The organism is Streptomyces sp. NPDC057854, from assembly GCF_042797055.1.
In the GTDB taxonomy this organism is placed as follows: Bacteria; Actinomycetota; Actinomycetes; order Streptomycetales; family Streptomycetaceae; genus Streptomyces.
The window spans coordinates 84,273-98,406 of sequence record NZ_JBHVMF010000018.1 but is presented as its reverse complement, the minus strand read 5'-3'; the positions used below and the strand labels follow the sequence as shown (position 1 = coordinate 98,406).

14 protein-coding genes are annotated in these 14,134 nt (G+C 73.9%); 7 read left to right on the top strand and 7 right to left on the bottom strand.

Annotation, left to right across the window (positions count from 1 at the left end; translation table 11 throughout):
* Window positions 1-91: 91 nt before the first annotated feature.
* Window positions 92-1,123 (top strand): glycosyltransferase family 2 protein, encoded by a 1,032-nt coding sequence (locus ACFVQZ_RS24885; protein WP_383626179.1) that lies wholly within the window; start codon window positions 92-94, stop codon window positions 1,121-1,123.
* Window positions 1,120-2,445: a polysialyltransferase family glycosyltransferase gene (locus tag ACFVQZ_RS24880; RefSeq protein ID WP_383626177.1), complete on the top strand. Its 1,326-nt coding sequence runs from the start codon at window positions 1,120-1,122 to the stop codon at window positions 2,443-2,445. The genes ACFVQZ_RS24885 and ACFVQZ_RS24880 overlap by 4 nt, the downstream gene beginning before the upstream one ends.
* Before the next feature lie 48 nt (window positions 2,446-2,493).
* On the opposite strand, the gene ACFVQZ_RS24875 is transcribed toward ACFVQZ_RS24880, so the two are convergent.
* The 3 genes from ACFVQZ_RS24875 to ACFVQZ_RS24865 form a co-directional block, all read right to left on the bottom strand.
* On the bottom strand, window positions 2,494-3,315 hold the full coding sequence (locus ACFVQZ_RS24875) for a MerR family transcriptional regulator (RefSeq protein WP_030496846.1): 822 nt from the start codon (window positions 3,313-3,315) through the stop codon (window positions 2,494-2,496).
* Between the two features lie 47 nt (window positions 3,316-3,362).
* A complete protein-coding gene (gene leuE, locus ACFVQZ_RS24870) occupies window positions 3,363-4,019 on the bottom strand; it encodes a leucine efflux protein LeuE (protein WP_030496845.1) in 657 nt (218 codons plus the stop codon).
* Window positions 4,020-4,085: 66 nt separating this feature from the next.
* Window positions 4,086-5,666 carry a methylmalonyl-CoA mutase gene (locus ACFVQZ_RS24865; RefSeq protein ID WP_383626175.1) on the bottom strand — a complete coding sequence of 527 codons (1,581 nt, stop codon included), beginning with the start codon at window positions 5,664-5,666 and terminating at the stop codon, window positions 4,086-4,088.
* A gap of 205 nt (window positions 5,667-5,871) precedes the next feature.
* Here ACFVQZ_RS24865 and ACFVQZ_RS24860 point away from each other — a divergent pair, with 205 nt between their 5' ends.
* Window positions 5,872-6,735 carry a L,D-transpeptidase family protein gene (locus ACFVQZ_RS24860; protein WP_051788171.1) on the top strand — a complete coding sequence of 288 codons (864 nt, stop codon included), beginning with the start codon at window positions 5,872-5,874 and terminating at the stop codon, window positions 6,733-6,735.
* Window positions 6,736-6,892: 157 nt separating this feature from the next.
* Here ACFVQZ_RS24860 and ACFVQZ_RS24855 read toward each other — a convergent pair whose 3' ends face one another.
* Both ACFVQZ_RS24855 and ACFVQZ_RS24850 read right to left on the bottom strand, forming a co-directional pair.
* Window positions 6,893-8,086 (bottom strand): hypothetical protein, encoded by a 1,194-nt coding sequence (locus ACFVQZ_RS24855; RefSeq protein ID WP_383626171.1) that lies wholly within the window; start codon window positions 8,084-8,086, stop codon window positions 6,893-6,895.
* Window positions 8,086-8,781 (bottom strand): RNA polymerase sigma factor, encoded by a 696-nt coding sequence (locus tag ACFVQZ_RS24850; protein ID WP_383626168.1) that lies wholly within the window; start codon window positions 8,779-8,781, stop codon window positions 8,086-8,088. Before ACFVQZ_RS24850 ends, ACFVQZ_RS24855 begins: the two co-directional genes overlap by 1 nt.
* A 486-nt stretch (window positions 8,782-9,267) precedes the next feature.
* Between ACFVQZ_RS24850 and ACFVQZ_RS24845 the strand changes: the two genes are divergently transcribed.
* Window positions 9,268-10,008, top strand: a complete 741-nt coding sequence (locus ACFVQZ_RS24845; RefSeq protein ID WP_383626165.1) for a Clp protease N-terminal domain-containing protein — start codon at window positions 9,268-9,270, stop codon at window positions 10,006-10,008.
* Between the two features lie 3 nt (window positions 10,009-10,011).
* Here ACFVQZ_RS24845 and ACFVQZ_RS24840 read toward each other — a convergent pair whose 3' ends face one another.
* Both ACFVQZ_RS24840 and ACFVQZ_RS24835 read right to left on the bottom strand, forming a co-directional pair.
* On the bottom strand, window positions 10,012-10,542 hold the full coding sequence (locus ACFVQZ_RS24840; RefSeq protein WP_383626162.1) for a hypothetical protein: 531 nt from the start codon (window positions 10,540-10,542) through the stop codon (window positions 10,012-10,014).
* Between the two features lie 123 nt (window positions 10,543-10,665).
* Window positions 10,666-12,297 carry a glycoside hydrolase family 20 protein gene (locus ACFVQZ_RS24835; protein WP_383626159.1) on the bottom strand — a complete coding sequence of 544 codons (1,632 nt, stop codon included), beginning with the start codon at window positions 12,295-12,297 and terminating at the stop codon, window positions 10,666-10,668.
* Between the two features lie 161 nt (window positions 12,298-12,458).
* Between ACFVQZ_RS24835 and ACFVQZ_RS24830 the strand changes: the two genes are divergently transcribed.
* From ACFVQZ_RS24830 to ACFVQZ_RS24820, 3 genes are all read left to right on the top strand, one after another.
* On the top strand, window positions 12,459-13,073 hold the full coding sequence (locus ACFVQZ_RS24830; RefSeq protein ID WP_383626156.1) for a 2-oxo-4-hydroxy-4-carboxy-5-ureidoimidazoline decarboxylase: 615 nt from the start codon (window positions 12,459-12,461) through the stop codon (window positions 13,071-13,073).
* 193 nt (window positions 13,074-13,266) lie between these two features.
* Complete coding sequence (gene sdhC / locus ACFVQZ_RS24825; protein ID WP_073809812.1) at window positions 13,267-13,647, top strand: succinate dehydrogenase, cytochrome b556 subunit; 381 nt, start codon at window positions 13,267-13,269, stop codon at window positions 13,645-13,647.
* Window positions 13,648-13,655: 8 nt separating this feature from the next.
* Window positions 13,656-14,129 (top strand): succinate dehydrogenase hydrophobic membrane anchor subunit, encoded by a 474-nt coding sequence (locus ACFVQZ_RS24820; protein ID WP_030496835.1) that lies wholly within the window; start codon window positions 13,656-13,658, stop codon window positions 14,127-14,129.
* Window positions 14,130-14,134 lie beyond the last annotated feature (5 nt).

The following is a 14,134-nucleotide window of genomic DNA, read 5'->3' as shown; positions in this document are numbered from 1 at the left end:
AAAGGCGGTTAATCAGCCCGCCGCTTCGTGTTCACCGAAAATCCCCCGGACGGTCGGCGGGGCGGCCGGGCGGGCGCCTAGCGTCGGCCGCGTGGTCAAGCTCTCCGTCGTCGTGCCGTTCTTCAACGTGCAGACATACGCCCCCGACACCCTCGCCAGTCTGCGCGCCAACGCCCGCGACGACTTCGAGTTCCTCCTCGTCGACGACTGCTCGTCCGACGACACCCCCGCGATCCTGGAGCGGGCCGTACGCGACCTGCCCGGCGCCCGGCTGATCCGGCACGAGCGGAACGAGGGCCTGGCGACGGCCCGCAACACCGGTCTCGACGCCGCCCGCGGCGAGTACGTCGCCTTCCTCGACGGCGACGACTGGCTCTCCCCCGGCTACTACGGACGGCTGGTCACCGCCGCCGAGGACCTCGGCTGCGACTTCCTGCGCACCGACCACACCTCGGTCACCGGCCGCGCCCGCTCCGTCCGCCGGGTGCCCGTCCCGCGCCGCGCCGAGGTCCTGGACCCGCGCGAGGCGATCCTCCCGGCCCACCGCACCACCTCCGTCGACTACCCCTTCGCCTGGGCCGGCATCTACCACCGCCGGCTCCTCGACCGCGGGCTGCTGCACTTCCCGCACGGCCTGCGCACCGCCGAGGACCGGCCGTGGATCTGGCGGCTGCACCGCGAGGCGGAATCCTTCGCCGCCATCGGCGAACTCGGCGTCTTCTACCGGCGCGGAGTGGCGACCTCGCTCACCCAGATCGGCGACGTACGGCAATTGGATTTCATCCGCGCATTCGACCTCGTCATCGAGGAGACCGCGAAGGACCGGGAAGCCGACCGCTTTCTCCCGAAAGCCGTCCGCACCTATTGCGCGGTCATCGCCCATCACGTCGGATCCGTCGAGAAGTTCGAGCCGGACGTGGCCAAGAAGCTGAAGGCGATGAGCGCGGGCGCGCTGCGCCGGATGCCGCAGGACGTCCTCGACCAGGCGCTGACCGCGATGGGCGGCGACCGCGCCGCGGTGCTGCGCAGACTCCGCCGGCGCCGTCCCGCGCCCCCGCCGCCGGCCCCGCCGGGCGGCCGGGGTCCGGCGGCCGGCCCGACCCCCTCGGAGGTGGCCGCGTGAGCGAGCGCCGTACGACCCAGATCTTCGCCGCGTCCACCCTGTACGGCGCGGTCACGCTGGCCGCCGCCATAGACAGCGGCTGCTTCGGCTCCGCCGCCCGGCGGATCCTGCTCGTCACCCACAACGCGCCCGTCCCGGAGACCGCTCCGTCCCTCGACGAGGCCGAGGGCTTCGACCGGATCCGCGACCGCTTCGACGAGGTGGTCTCCTGGAACGAGACCATCTCCCCGCTGCACCCCGGCGGCTGGACCCCGCGCGGCCAGGACGTGCCGATGCTCCAGCGGCACCTCCAGAAGCTGTGGGGGCTCGGCGACGACCGGATCGAACTGGTCCTGGAGTCCATCCAGGTCACCCCGGCCCTCGCCATCGCCACCCTCCTCCCGGAGGCGGCCATCACCGTCTACGCCGACGGCCTGATGAGCTACGGCCCCACCCGCAACAAGATCGACCCGCTGATCGGCGGCCGGGCCGCCCGCCTCCTCCACCTCGACCTGGTGCCGGGACTCCGGCCGCTGCTGCTCGGCGAGTTCGGCGCGGTGCCCGAGACCGTGCCGGCGGAGGCGTTCACCAAGGCGGTCGCGGAACTGGCCGGCACCGACGCCCCGGCGGGCGGCGGCGAGGGCCCCGCGCTGCTCCTCGGCCAGTACCTGGCCGCGCTGAACCTCATGACGGCCGCCGAGGAGGAGGAGCTGCACCTGAGCATGGTGCGCGGCGCGGTCGCCCGCGGCCACCGCCGGCTCGTCTTCAAGCCGCACCCCACCGCCCCCGACGCGTGGACCGCCGCGCTCGCCGACGAGGCGGCCCGGCTCGGCGCCGAACTCACCGTCGAGACCCGGCCGGTCCTCGCCGAGGTGCTGTACCGGGAGCTGCGGCCCGCGCTGGTCGTCGGCTGCTTCTCGACGGCGCTGATGACCGCCCGCAGCTTCTACGGCCTGCCGGTCGCCCGGGTCGGCACCCGGGAGCTGCTCCAGCGGCTCACCCCGTTCCAGAACAGCAACCGGATCCCGCTGACGGTCGTCGACGCGGTCCTCCCGCCGCTGGTGCCGGGCCCGGACGACGAGGAGCCGGTGACGGACGCCGCGCGTCTCGACGACCTGGTCGCCGCGGTCGGCTTCGCGATGCAGCCGAACATAAGGGCCGACCTGCGGGAGGCGGCGGTACGCCACCTGTCGGGGCCGTACGCCGAGCGCACCCGGCACCACTTCACCCGCCGCCGGCTCACCGTCCTGGACCTGCCGGGCGGCCTGCCGGTGCCCCGGCACCCGCGCGTCCGCCGGCTGGCCCGCCGGGCGCTGCGGCTGCGGAAGGCGCTGATGAAGTAGCCGCCCGGGACGGGCCCGGGACCGGTGCGGAGGTCCCGGGCCCCGCCGTCACGCGCGGGTGACGGGTTCCTGGATCTCGGTGACCCACCCGGCCGGGTCCTCCGGGCACTCCAGGTACAGCTCGCGGGCGTATCCGGCGGAGGCGTACCCGCTGGTGCCCATCCAGGCGGCGAGCACCTGGGTGGTCGCCAGCACGTCGTCCATGGAGCCCCGGTGGACGACGGTCGCGGCCTCCTCGACCGCCGGCAGCACGTGCACCCGCACGCCCTCGGCCGCGGTGCCGTCGGGCACGGTCATGCCGGCGTGCACGACGACCGAGCCGTCGCCCTTGCCGGCGTCCTCGTAGTACGCGATCCCGGGCCCGAAGCCGGTGACGCCGGCGGCCTCCAGCCGGCCGCACAGCTCCTCGTACAGCGGCCCGATGACGGGCCCGATCGCCTCCGGCTCGAAGCCGGCGGCGGTCGCGCTCAGCTCGGCGATCCGGACGGCGGGGATCTTCTTGACGACGACGTCCTGTGTGGACATGCGTCCCTCGCTCTCGATGGCTCGGAGCCGCGCGCCGACCTGGGCGAGCCGGGCCCGCGCCGCTTCCAGGGCCGCTTCCAGCTCGGCCTGGCGCAGCCGGAGCATCCCGCGCAGCTCGTCGGCGCCGATGTCGTCCCCGAGGATGGCCCCCACCTGTTCCAGGGTGAAGCCGAGGTCCTTGAGCGCGATGACGCGGTTGAGCCGCGCGAGCTGGTCCGCGGTGTAGAAGCGGTACCCGCTGTGCGGGTCGACGTGGGCCGGGCGCAGCAGTCCGATGGCGTCGTAGTGGCGCAGCATCCGGACCGACACCCGCCCGTGCCGGGCGAAGTCTCCGATGGTGAACATGACGCCCCCTACGGAACGGCCTCACACGGTGTGAGGGTCAACCGCGGTCAGGCGGCGCTGCTGAGGGAGAGCTTCACGGCGAAGCCGAGGAAGAGGGCGCCGGCGGCGGAGGTGGCGCCGGCGGAGAGGCGCTTGCGGCGGCGGAAGGCGGCGGCGAGGCGGGTGCCGCTGAAGATCAGGGTGGTGAGGTAGAGGAAGCTGCCGAGCTGGAGCAGGGTGCCGAGGACCAGGAAGGAGAGCGCCGGGTAGGCGTAGGAGGGGTCCACGAACTGCACGAAGAAGGAGATCAGGAAGAGGATCGCCTTCGGGTTGAAGAGGCTGATGACGAGCGCCCGGCGGTACGGGTGCTCGGTGGAGCCGCCGTCGGCCGTCTCGGTCTCCGCCCCGGCGGGTTCGCGGCGCGACCGCCACATGTCGCGTGCCGCGCGGAGCATCCCGTACGCCATCCAGGCCAGGTAGCCGGCGCCCGCGTACTTGACGATCGTGAAGAGCAGCGGGGTGGTCTGGAGGAGGGAGGCGGCGCCGAGCGCGGCCAGGGTCATCAGGATCGTGTCGCCGGTGAAGACGCCGGCCGCGGCCTTGTACCCGGTGCGGGTGCCCTTGCGGGCGGCGACGGACAGCACGTAGAGCGAGTTCGGCCCGGGCAGGAGGATGATGAGGACGAGCCCGGCGAGGTAGGTCGGCAGATCGGTGACACCCAGCATGAAGCGGAGTGTCGCACACCGGTACGACACTCCGCTTGAAGTTTCAACGGGCGGACGATCAGCGGATCAGAAGACGTCGCTGGGCGTGTAGGTGCCCCAGACCTCGCGCAGCGCGTCGCAGACCTCGCCGACGGTGGCGCGGGCCCTGAGCGCGTCCTTCATCGGGTAGAGGACGTTGTCGGTGCCCTCGGCGGCCTTCTTCAGGGCGGCGAGGGCCGCGTCGACGGCCGGCTGGTCGCGCTCGGCGCGGAGCCGGGCGAGCCGGTCGGCCTGCTGGGCCTCGATGGCCGGGTCGACGCGCAGCGGCTCGTAGGGCTCCTCGACGTCGATCGTGAAGCGGTTGACGCCGACGACGACCCGCTCGCCGGAGTCCGTCTCCTGCGCGATGCGGTACGCCGAGCGCTCGATCTCGTTCTTCTGGAAGCCGCGCTCGATGGCGTCGACGGCGCCGCCGAGCTCCTCGACCTTGGCCATCAGCTCCAGCGCGGCGGCCTCCACGTCGTCGGTCATCTTCTCGACCACGTACGACCCGGCGAAGGGGTCGACCGTGGCGGTGACGTCGGTCTCGTACGCGAGGACCTGCTGGGTCCGCAGGGCGAGGCGGGCGGACTTGTCCGTCGGCAGGGCGATGGCCTCGTCGAAGGAGTTGGTGTGCAGCGACTGGGTGCCGCCGAGGACGGCCGCGAGGCCCTGGACGGCGACGCGGACCAGGTTGACCTCGGGCTGCTGGGCGGTGAGTTGCACGCCGGCGGTCTGGGTGTGGAAGCGGAGCATCAGCGACTTGGGGTTCTTCGCGCCGAACTCCTCCTTCATGACCCGCGCCCAGATCCGGCGGGCGGCGCGGAACTTCGCGACCTCCTCCAGGATCGTCGTCCGGGCCACGAAGAAGAAGGAGAGGCGCGGCGCGAAGTCGTCGACGTCCATGCCGGCCGCGACGGCGGTGCGGACGTATTCGATGCCGTCGGCGAGGGTGAACGCGATCTCCTGCGCGGGCGAGGCGCCGGCCTCGGCCATGTGGTAGCCGGAGATCGAGATCGTGTTCCACTTCGGGATCTCGGCCCTGCAGTACTTGAAGATGTCCGCGATCAGACGGAGGGAGGGCTTCGGCGGGAAGATGTACGTGCCCCGCGCGATGTACTCCTTGAGCACGTCGTTCTGGATGGTGCCGGTCAGCTTCTCGGCGGGCACGCCCTGCTCCTCACCGACCAGCTGGTACATCAGCAGCAGCAGCGCGGCGGGGGCGTTGATCGTCATCGACGTGGAGACCTTGTCGAGCGGGATGCCGTCGAACAGCACCCGCATGTCGTCCACGGAGTCGATCGCCACGCCGACCTTGCCGACCTCGCCGTGCGCGATCGCCGCGTCCGAGTCGTGGCCCATCTGGGTGGGCAGGTCGAAGGCGACCGACAGGCCCATGGTGCCGTTGTCGATGAGCTGCTTGTAGCGGGCGTTCGACTCGACGGCGGTGCCGAAGCCGGCGTACTGCCGCATCGTCCACGGGCGGCCCGTGTACATCGACGGGTACACCCCGCGGGTGAAGGGGTACGCCCCCGGCTCCCCCAGCTTGCGGGCGGGATCCCAGCCCTCCAGTGCCTCCGGTCCGTAGACCGGCTCGATGGGCAGTCCCGACTCCGACTCGCGCGCCATTGCTTGTGCCTCCCGATTGACCTGCTGCCGCTCATACTCGGCGGTACCGACCCTCGCGACGGACTGTAGCCGCGGGTGCGCGGCCCGGTGGAGAGCAGCACGCTGGGACCTTCCTCACAGCATGAGCGCTTGCTCGCACAGGTGCGCAACCGCGGGCGCGCGGGAAGCATCCCTATGGGCACAGCACATCTCCCGGGGGGCCACCATGAAGCGTTCATCCGCCATACGCAGAGCCGTTCTCGCCACCGCCGCCGTGGCCCTCGCCGTCACGGGCTGTACGGCCCAGGCGGCGGGGGGCGGGAGCGGGGGCCCCACGGCGCGGAAGTCCACGACGGCCCCGGCGCCGGCCTCGTCCTCCGCTCCTGCGCCCACTCCGGGTGACGGGAAGCCGTCGTCGCCCGCGCCGGCGCCCTCGTCGTCCTCGGCGGCGCCCGCCGCGAAGGCGCTGATGAAGGACGGCGACGAGAGCGAGCGGGTGCGGGAGCTCCAGGCGCGGCTGCGGCAGCTCGACCACTTCGACCGGGCGCCGACCGGCTTCTACGGCTCGATCACGGCGAGGGCGGTCTCGGCCTTCCAGAAGAAGCGGGGGCTGCCGGCGACGGGCGCGGTGGACGCGACGACCTGGGACCGGCTGGTCGCGGCGACGAAGAAGCCGACGGCGGACGAGCTGAAGCCGTCCACCACCAACGCGCTGGACACGCCGGACGCGCGCTGCATGACCGGCCGGGTGCTCTGCATCAGCAAGGAGAGCCGGACGCTGGCCTGGATGATCGACGGCCGGGTGGTGTCGTCGATGGACGTGCGCTTCGGCTCGGAGAACACCCCGACCCGCGAGGGCACGTTCGCGGTGGGCTGGAAGGCCCGGGAGTGGACGTCGACGATCTACCACACGCCGATGCCGTACGCGATGTTCTTCAGCGGCGGCCAGGCGGTGCACTACTCGTCGGACTTCGCGGCGCGCGGCTACGCCGGGGCCTCGCACGGCTGTGTGAACGTCCGGGACCGGGCGAAGATCGCGGCCCTCTTCGACCAGGTGAAGGTCGGCGACAAGGTCGTCGTCCACTGGTAGCGGACCGGGCGGGAGAAAGGGGCGCGGGTGGGACCGGGGGAACGTGTCCCACCCGCGCCGGGTGCGCGGAGCCGTAGGTACGGGGGGAACCCCGGCTCTCTCGCGCGGCCGATGACCAGTCGGCTCACTCTGTACTGCGCCGGCGGGCCCGAAAGTGTCACACCCCCGTGCCGGGGGCTCCCGTGGGGCAGAGCGCGAGGGCCCGCGCGGGCGCTCCGGCCATGGTCTCGGTGTGGGACGCGGCCTGCGCCCGGTCCCGGTCCCGGTCGCCGGCCTCGGCCTTGGGGCGGTGCTTGGGGTCGGGGCGGTCCTTGGCGCGCTTTCGGGGGTCGCCGGGGGCGGGGACGGTGCCGTGGGAGAGGTCCGGTGCCTTCCCGTCGCCGGCGTCGCCGTCGTCCTTGGCGTCCCCGTCGCCGCCGTCCTTCGCGTCGCCGCCTTTGTCGCCGTCCCGGTCGCCGTCCTTGGCGCCGCCGGAGCCGCCGTCCGCGCCGGAGCCCGTGCCGCCTTCCGAGCCGGAGCCCGTGCCGCCGCCGGTCTTCGTCCCGTCCGTGGCGGGGCCGAGGATCCGGTCGCAGTAGGCGCGCAGGGACTCGTCGGCGCGGAGGCCGGCGGCGAGCCGCCGGCGGCTCGCGTCGTCGAGGCGTCCGGAGCGGTAGTCGCGGCAGGCCTCGGTCCTGGCCTCGCGGCTGTCGCCGCCGGAGCGGGCCGGGGCCGTGGGGTCGGCGGCGTCGGTGCGGTCGCCGCCGGGGGTGGTGCCGGGGCGGGGGGTCGCGGTGCCGTCGTGCGGGCGGGCGGTGGGGCTCGTACCGGGGGCGGGGGTGCCGGACGGGTGGCGGGGGTCCGCGCTGCGGGACGGGTCCTCGTGCCGTTCGACGCCGGCGGTGGGTTCGCCGGTGCCGGGCGGGGTGGCGGTCTCCGCGGCGGTGACCGTGCGGGAGGGTTCCTTGTCGACCAGCGGGAGCACCCCGGTGCCGGCGGCGACGGCGACGCCGCCGACGGTGACGGCGGCGAGCGCGGCGGCCAGCCCGTACCGCAGCGAGCGGCCCCAGCGCGGGCCCGGTGCGGCGGCGGGGGCGAGCCGGACGTGGCCGAGGTCGGCCGGGGCGGTGGCCGCGGTCGCCGCGGCGGCGGCGCGGGCGGCGGAGGCGGTGCGGAAGGCCGCGAGGGCGGCCTCCTCCCCCGCGAGCGGGGTGCCGGGGGTGGGGGCGGTGGCGGCGCGGGCCGCGTCGAGGGCGTCGGCGAGGGCCGCCGCCCCGGGGCGGGCGGACGGGTCGGCGGGGTCGACGGGCTCGCCGCGGAGCAGCCGCTCCGCGGCCTCCGGGTCGAGCCACTGGTACCGCTCGTCGGCCATCACATGTCCTTCTGCGTACGCGGACGCCAATGCGTCACACCGCCGGGGGCTATGAACCCCTGCTTCCGGCCGCGCTGCGGGGGCACTCCGTCGAGCGCCTGGCCGCCGTCGGCGGGCTCCTCGCCGGGTCCGGCGCCGGCCGGGCCGTCGGCGCCGAGGAGTTCGGCGAGCTTCTTCAGGCCGCGGTGGGCGGCGGTGCGGACGGCGCCGGGGCGCTTGCCGAGGGCGTCGGCGGCGCTCTTGGCGTCGAGGCCGACGACGACGCGCAGGACGACGGCCTCGGCCTGGTCCTGCGGGAGGCGGGCGATGAGCGCGAGGGTGTCGCCGGTGGCCAGGGCCTCCAGGGCCTCGCCCGCGGTGTCGGAGTCGGCGGGTTTGTCGGTCAGTTCGGTCTCGTCACCGCCGGAGGCGGGCCGGCGGCCCCGCATCCGGATGTGGTCGAGGGCGCGGTTGCGGGCGATGCGGGCCGCCCAGCCGCGGAAGCGGTCCGCGTCGCCGCTGAAGCGGTCGAGGTCGCGGGCGATCTGGAGCCAGGACTCGGAGGTGACGTCCTCGGCGTCGGCGTCGCCGACCAGTGTGCGCATGTAGCCCAGCAGACGGGGATGCACGGCGCGGTACACAGTCCGGAAGGCGTCCTCGTCCCCGTTCTGCGCAGCGAGCACCGCGGCCGTCAGCTCCGCGTCGTCCCCCAGCACTCCCCAAACCCTGTCCGTCGGTCGCCTCGCGCGCGCGTGGGTACGCCGGCCGCTTCATCGGGGCCGGTCATCGCCGCCGAGTCCGCTTCGCGCTCCAGCACGCTACGCGGAGACCGGGTGTCGCGTCCACGCGGGTACGGGCACCTTGTACAACTTGCAATCTTCTCGCCGGGTCCGGGGTGTGACAGAAACCGCAGCCGCGGCGCTGTAGGGAGTACGGAGCCGTGCTGCGGCTCCGTCGATGACGACCGGGGCCTCTCCTGTGGGGGGTGGCGGCCCCGGTCGTCCCTCGTTCTCCCCCTCTTCTCCCGGCGCTCTCCGCCGGTCTCGCCCTGGTGAACACGCGGGCGAAGGAGTACTTCCGGAACCGGGGCGCGACGCGCCCTGGGACGTCGGTCACCGCATCCGCCAGGACGCCCCCTGCCACCCGAGAAGGACTGTCAACCATCCGTTGACACCCTCCTACTGTCAACCTAAGGTTGCCTCATGACGCAGCCCATGGTTCCGAACGTCAGCATCCGTCTCGACGAACTCATCGAAGCGATCAAGAAGGTCCACCCGGACGCGCTCGACCAGCTCTCCGGCGCGGTCATCGCCGCGGACTACCTCGGCGAGGTCGCCGACCACCTCATCGGGCACTTCGTCGACCAGGCCCGCCGCTCCGGGGCCTCCTGGACCGACATCGGCCGCAGCATGGGCGTGACCCGCCAGGCCGCCCAGAAGCGGTTCGTCCCCAAGGAGCCCGACGCCGAGAAGATGGACCCGAACGCCGGGTTCGCCCGCTTCACCCCGCGCGCCCGCGCGGTCGTCGTCGCCGCGCAGAACGAGGCGATCGCCGCGCGGAACGACCAGACCGTCCCCGGCCACCTCGCGCTCGGCCTGCTCGCCGAGCCCGAGGGGCTGGCCGTCCTGTGGATCACCTCGCAGGGCGTCACCGCCGAGCAGGTCCGGGAGGCCGTCACGCCGACGCTGCCGCCGGCCGCCGAGGAGGTGCCGGCGCTCGTCCCGTACGACGCGGCGGCGAAGAAGGTGCTCGAACTGACCTTCCGCGAGGCGCTGCGGCTCGGCCACAACTACGTCGGCACCGAGCACATCCTGCTCGCGCTGCTGGAGCACGAGGACGGCGCGGGGGTGCTCAGCGGGCTCGGCCTGGAGAAGGCGACGGCCGAGCGGCAGATCTCCGAACTCGTCGCGTCCGCGACGGTCGAGGCCCCCGCCGAGGGCTGACCCTCAGGCGGTCCTGGCCCGGCGCGCGACCACCGCGCGCAGGACCCGGCCGCCCTCCACGGAGAGCTCACGGGCCCGGCGCAGTCCGGTCGGCCCGTGGGCGACCGCCTCCAGGACGGCCAGCTGCCGCCGGAGTTCACCGGCGTGCAGCGGGCCGTCCTCCGTCACGTCGAACAGCCGGTGCACGGCGAGCGCCACGGAGGAGCACCGTCCGGCCCACTCCCGCAGCGGCTCGGCGGCCCACTCGGCGGGCATCCCGTCGAGCATCGCGCGCACCAGGGTGACGATCCCGCCGTCCCCGGCGGCCTCGCCGCCCGCGCCGTCCAAGTCGGCCCGCGCCGTGCCGACGGCCTCGGCCCACAGCCCGCCGTCCCCGCGCGCGACCGCCGCCCACACCGGCCGGAGCGCGTCGGCGCGGTCGGGCGCGAGCAGCGGCAGGCACCGGTCCAGACAGGCGAGCCCAGCGGCGGCGAGCCCGCGCCCGTCGGCCTCCCCGATCCGCTCGGGCAGACTCCGCTCCGTACCCGGCGCCATACCGCCTCCTCGCCACCCGCGGCGGACGCGAAGGGCCCGCACGTTCGCTGCATACTGCGCCGCGCGGCCGGTTCGTGTCACTCCCCGTGGCGTGAAATCTTCGCCCGCCGCGCCGCCACGGGCTCAGCCGCGCACCTTCGACGCCAGGGCGCGGAAGTCGGCCCACGGCAGGGACGGGGTGCGGGGGTCCCAGACCTTCTGGGAGAGGGCGGCGAGCGGGAGGCGGATGCCGGCGGCGACCTGGTCCTGGGTCTGGGCGTTCGCGAGGTCGCACCAGACGGCGAACCGGGCGCCCTGGATCTGCGCGTCGTAGCGGGCCGGGACGGGGGTGGTGCCGCGCACGACGCGCGGGGTCCACTGCTCGTAGATGCGGCGGCCGGTCGGATAGGTGAACTGGTTGGGCTCGCCGAGCACGTAGTAGAGGTACTCGTCGTTGAGGTTGACCAGCCGGCGGCCCGCCTGGAGGTACGGGAGCGGGGGCCTGGCCCCGTACTCCTTGCCCGTCCAGTACTCGACCTCGATGTCCTTCGCCGCGCTCACCACGCCGCCGGCGAAGAAGCCGTCGTTCCACGCCTTGAGGGTCTTGCCGGTGGGGCGGACGGTCGCGGCGCGGTCGTTGAGCCAGTCCGTGGCGAGGTCCTGGACCCGGCCGGACGGCCCGTACGCCTCGCGCGCCGCCGCCGCGAGCTGCGGGTAGCTCGCCTCGGGGTCCTTCGCCATGAGCGCCACGTACTCGTCGGCGCCCAGGTGCCAGTAGGCGCCGGGGAAGAGGGCGGTGTACTCGCGGAGCAGGTCGTCGACGATCCGGGCGGCGTCCGGGTCGGAGATGTCGACCGCGCCGCGCGGGGTCCGGCCGGTGGCGCTGACCAGCTGGAGGTCCGGGTGGGCGGCGATGACCGCGCCGAGGTGCCCGGGCGAGTCGATCTCGGGGACCACGGTGACGTGCCGGCTCGCGGCGAGCGCGAGGATCCGGCGGACCTCCGCCTTGGTGAGGTGCTGCTCGGAGACGACCTCGGGGTGCGAGTCGGACGCGATGCGGAAGCCCTGGTCGTCGGAGAAGTGCAGCCCGAGCTGGTTGAGCTTGAGGTCGCCCATCTCCCGGATGCGGTCCTCCAGCCACGCGGCGGTGAAGTACTTGCGGGCGATGTCGACGTTGAGCCCGCGCTGCGGCTTGGCCGGGCGGTCCGCGACCGTGCCCTCGGGCATGGCGCCGCTGCCCTTCACGGACTGCTTGAGGGTGCGGGTGCCGTAGAACACGCCGGCCTCGTCGGGCCCGGTGATCCGGACCCGGCCGTCCCTCACGGTGAGCGTGTACGACTCGGGGGCGCCCGATCCGCCGAGCGCCAGCTCGACGTCCCCGGGTCCGGCGGCGGCCTCGCCGCGGTAGCGCAGCCCCAGCTCCCGGGCGATCAGCCGGCCCTCGTCGGCGAGGCCCGCGCTGTCCGCGCCGAGGACCACCCCGGCGGTCGCGGCGGGCTTCCAGCCGGGGCCGCGGGCCGGCTCGTGCGAGCGGACGGCGGGCACCGTGCGGGGCGCGGTGGAGAGCGGGTACGTCCGGGTGGGCGTGGGGCTCGGCGTCGGGGTCGGCGAGGGCTTCGCGGCCGTGGTCCCCGGGGCCGTACCGGCGGACGGGGTGCGGGCGGGGGCGTCCGCGCCGGACGGGGAGCCGCTCGAACAGGCCGCCACGGTGGTCAGGGCCACCGCGGCCGCCAGGAGTGCCGGGCCGCGCAGGGGGCCCCGTGAGGAGTACCGCATCACCCGGCATCCTCCCCCACCTGCGGCGCCCCGGCCAGTCGTCGCCGCCCCGGCCCGCCCGGTCCGGCCGGAACGAGCGGGTCCATCACCCGTTCCCGCCCTCTCCCTTCCGGGTGAAATTCGCGCACTCGTCGGACACTTCCCCCGTCCCGTCGATAACGTTGCGTCACGCCCACCCCTTTCGTCCCGCCGTCCCGGAGCCCACGCTGACCAGCGACACCCACGCCCCCTGCCGCACCGAGGCTCCGGCGGACGCGCCTGCCATACCCGCCCAGCAGTCCCCCGGTGCCCCGAGCGGCCCGCTGCTGCTCAACGCGGCGCCGCAGGCGGAGGCGGTCCGCCTGCTGCTGTCCTGCTGCCACAGCCGGCACTGGGCCGAGCGGATCGCCGCCCACCGGCCCTACCCGACGACGGACGCCCTGCTGGCCGCCGCCGAGGAGGCGGCGTACGACCTGACCGGCGCCGATCTCGACGAGGCGCTGGCCGCCGAGTCCTCCGCGCCGGCGCACCCGGACGCGCCGCCGGCCGCCCGGACCGCGCTGAGCGCCGCGCACGCCGCGTACGAGAGCCGGTTCGGACACGCGTTCGTCATCAGCCTCGACGGGGTGCGGCCGGGCGAGCGGCTGGACGCCGTCCTCGCCGGAATCCGGTCACGTCTCGGCAACGAACCGGAGGAGGAACGGGCCGTCGCGGCCGACGAACTGCGCCGCCTCGCCCGCTCCCGGCTCGCCTTCGCGCTCGCCCAGGGAGCCGCCCACCCCCGCGAGGACCGGTGATTCTCCCGGAAACGCCCCGATTCCGCCCCGGACGATAGCCCGTCCGTGCCTGTTTGATCACACTGAAGGACCCCGCGCGAGCGAACCGACAACTCGTCGCTACGATGACCGGGGCCGGTGGACCGTACCCGGCCGGGCCAGACCGACAGAGAAGCCGGCCGGGCCCCGATCCCCGCTCCCGGAGGGTTTTTCCGTGCCGGCTGGAACGCTGTACCGCGGCCGGGAAGGAATGTGGTCCTGGGTGGCTCACCGAGTCACCGGCGTCCTCATCTTCTTCTTCCTGTTCGTACACGTGCTGGACACCGCTCTCGTCCGCGTCTCCCCCGAGGCGTACGACGAGGTCGTCGCGACCTACAAGACGCCGATCGTCGCTCTTCTGGAGTACGGCCTGGTCGCCGCCATCCTCTTCCACGCGCTGAACGGTCTCCGTGTCATCGCCGTGGACTTCTGGTCCAAGGGCCCGCGCTACCAGAAGCAGATGCTCTGGACCGTCGTGGGCATCTGGGTCGTGCTGATGGCGGGCTCGCTGTACCCGATCCTCGGCCACGCCGCACGTGAACTGTTCGGGAGCTGACGCCAGACATGTCCGCTGACACCACTTCCGCGATCGGTCCCGTCGAGGGCACCTCCTACGACGTGGACAACCCCGCCCCCTACATCGAGGCCCCCCGCAAGCGCACGGGCAGGACCCCGCGCGCGACCCGCGGCAACTTCGAGATGGCCGCGTGGCTCTTCATGCGCCTCTCGGGCGTCGTCCTCGTGGTCCTCGTCCTCGGCCACCTGCTGATCCAGCTCTTCCTGGACGGCGGCGTCTCCAAGATCGGCTTCGCCTTCGTGGCCGGCCGCTGGGCGTCCCCGTTCTGGCAGGTCTGGGACCTGCTGATGCTGTGGCTCGCCATGCTGCACGGCGCCAACGGCCTCCGTACCGTCATCAACGACTACGCGGAACGCCCCAACACGCGCCTGTGGCTCAAGGGCCTGCTGTACACCGCCACGGTGTTCACCATCCTTCTGGGCACGCTGGTGATCTTCACCTTCGACCCGAACATCCGCTAGGCACG

What these genes read in the sequence shown, in the direction of transcription:
- ACFVQZ_RS24820 (WP_030496835.1), top strand. Translation starts at nt 13,656, where the DNA reads ATGTCCGCTGACACCACTTCCGCGATCGGTCCCGTCGAGGGCACCTCC.
- leuE (WP_030496845.1), bottom strand. Translation starts at nt 4,019, where the DNA reads ATGCTGGGTGTCACCGATCTGCCGACCTACCTCGCCGGGCTCGTCCTC.
- ACFVQZ_RS24835 (WP_383626159.1), bottom strand. Translation starts at nt 12,297, where the DNA reads ATGCGGTACTCCTCACGGGGCCCCCTGCGCGGCCCGGCACTCCTGGCG.
- ACFVQZ_RS24840 (WP_383626162.1), bottom strand. Translation starts at nt 10,542, where the DNA reads ATGGCGCCGGGTACGGAGCGGAGTCTGCCCGAGCGGATCGGGGAGGCC.
- ACFVQZ_RS24875 (WP_030496846.1), bottom strand. Translation starts at nt 3,315, where the DNA reads ATGTTCACCATCGGAGACTTCGCCCGGCACGGGCGGGTGTCGGTCCGG.
- ACFVQZ_RS24865 (WP_383626175.1), bottom strand. Translation starts at nt 5,666, where the DNA reads ATGGCGCGCGAGTCGGAGTCGGGACTGCCCATCGAGCCGGTCTACGGA.
- ACFVQZ_RS24845 (WP_383626165.1), top strand. Translation starts at nt 9,268, where the DNA reads ATGACGCAGCCCATGGTTCCGAACGTCAGCATCCGTCTCGACGAACTC.
- ACFVQZ_RS24855 (WP_383626171.1), bottom strand. Translation starts at nt 8,086, where the DNA reads ATGGCCGACGAGCGGTACCAGTGGCTCGACCCGGAGGCCGCGGAGCGG.
- ACFVQZ_RS24860 (WP_051788171.1), top strand. Translation starts at nt 5,872, where the DNA reads ATGAAGCGTTCATCCGCCATACGCAGAGCCGTTCTCGCCACCGCCGCC.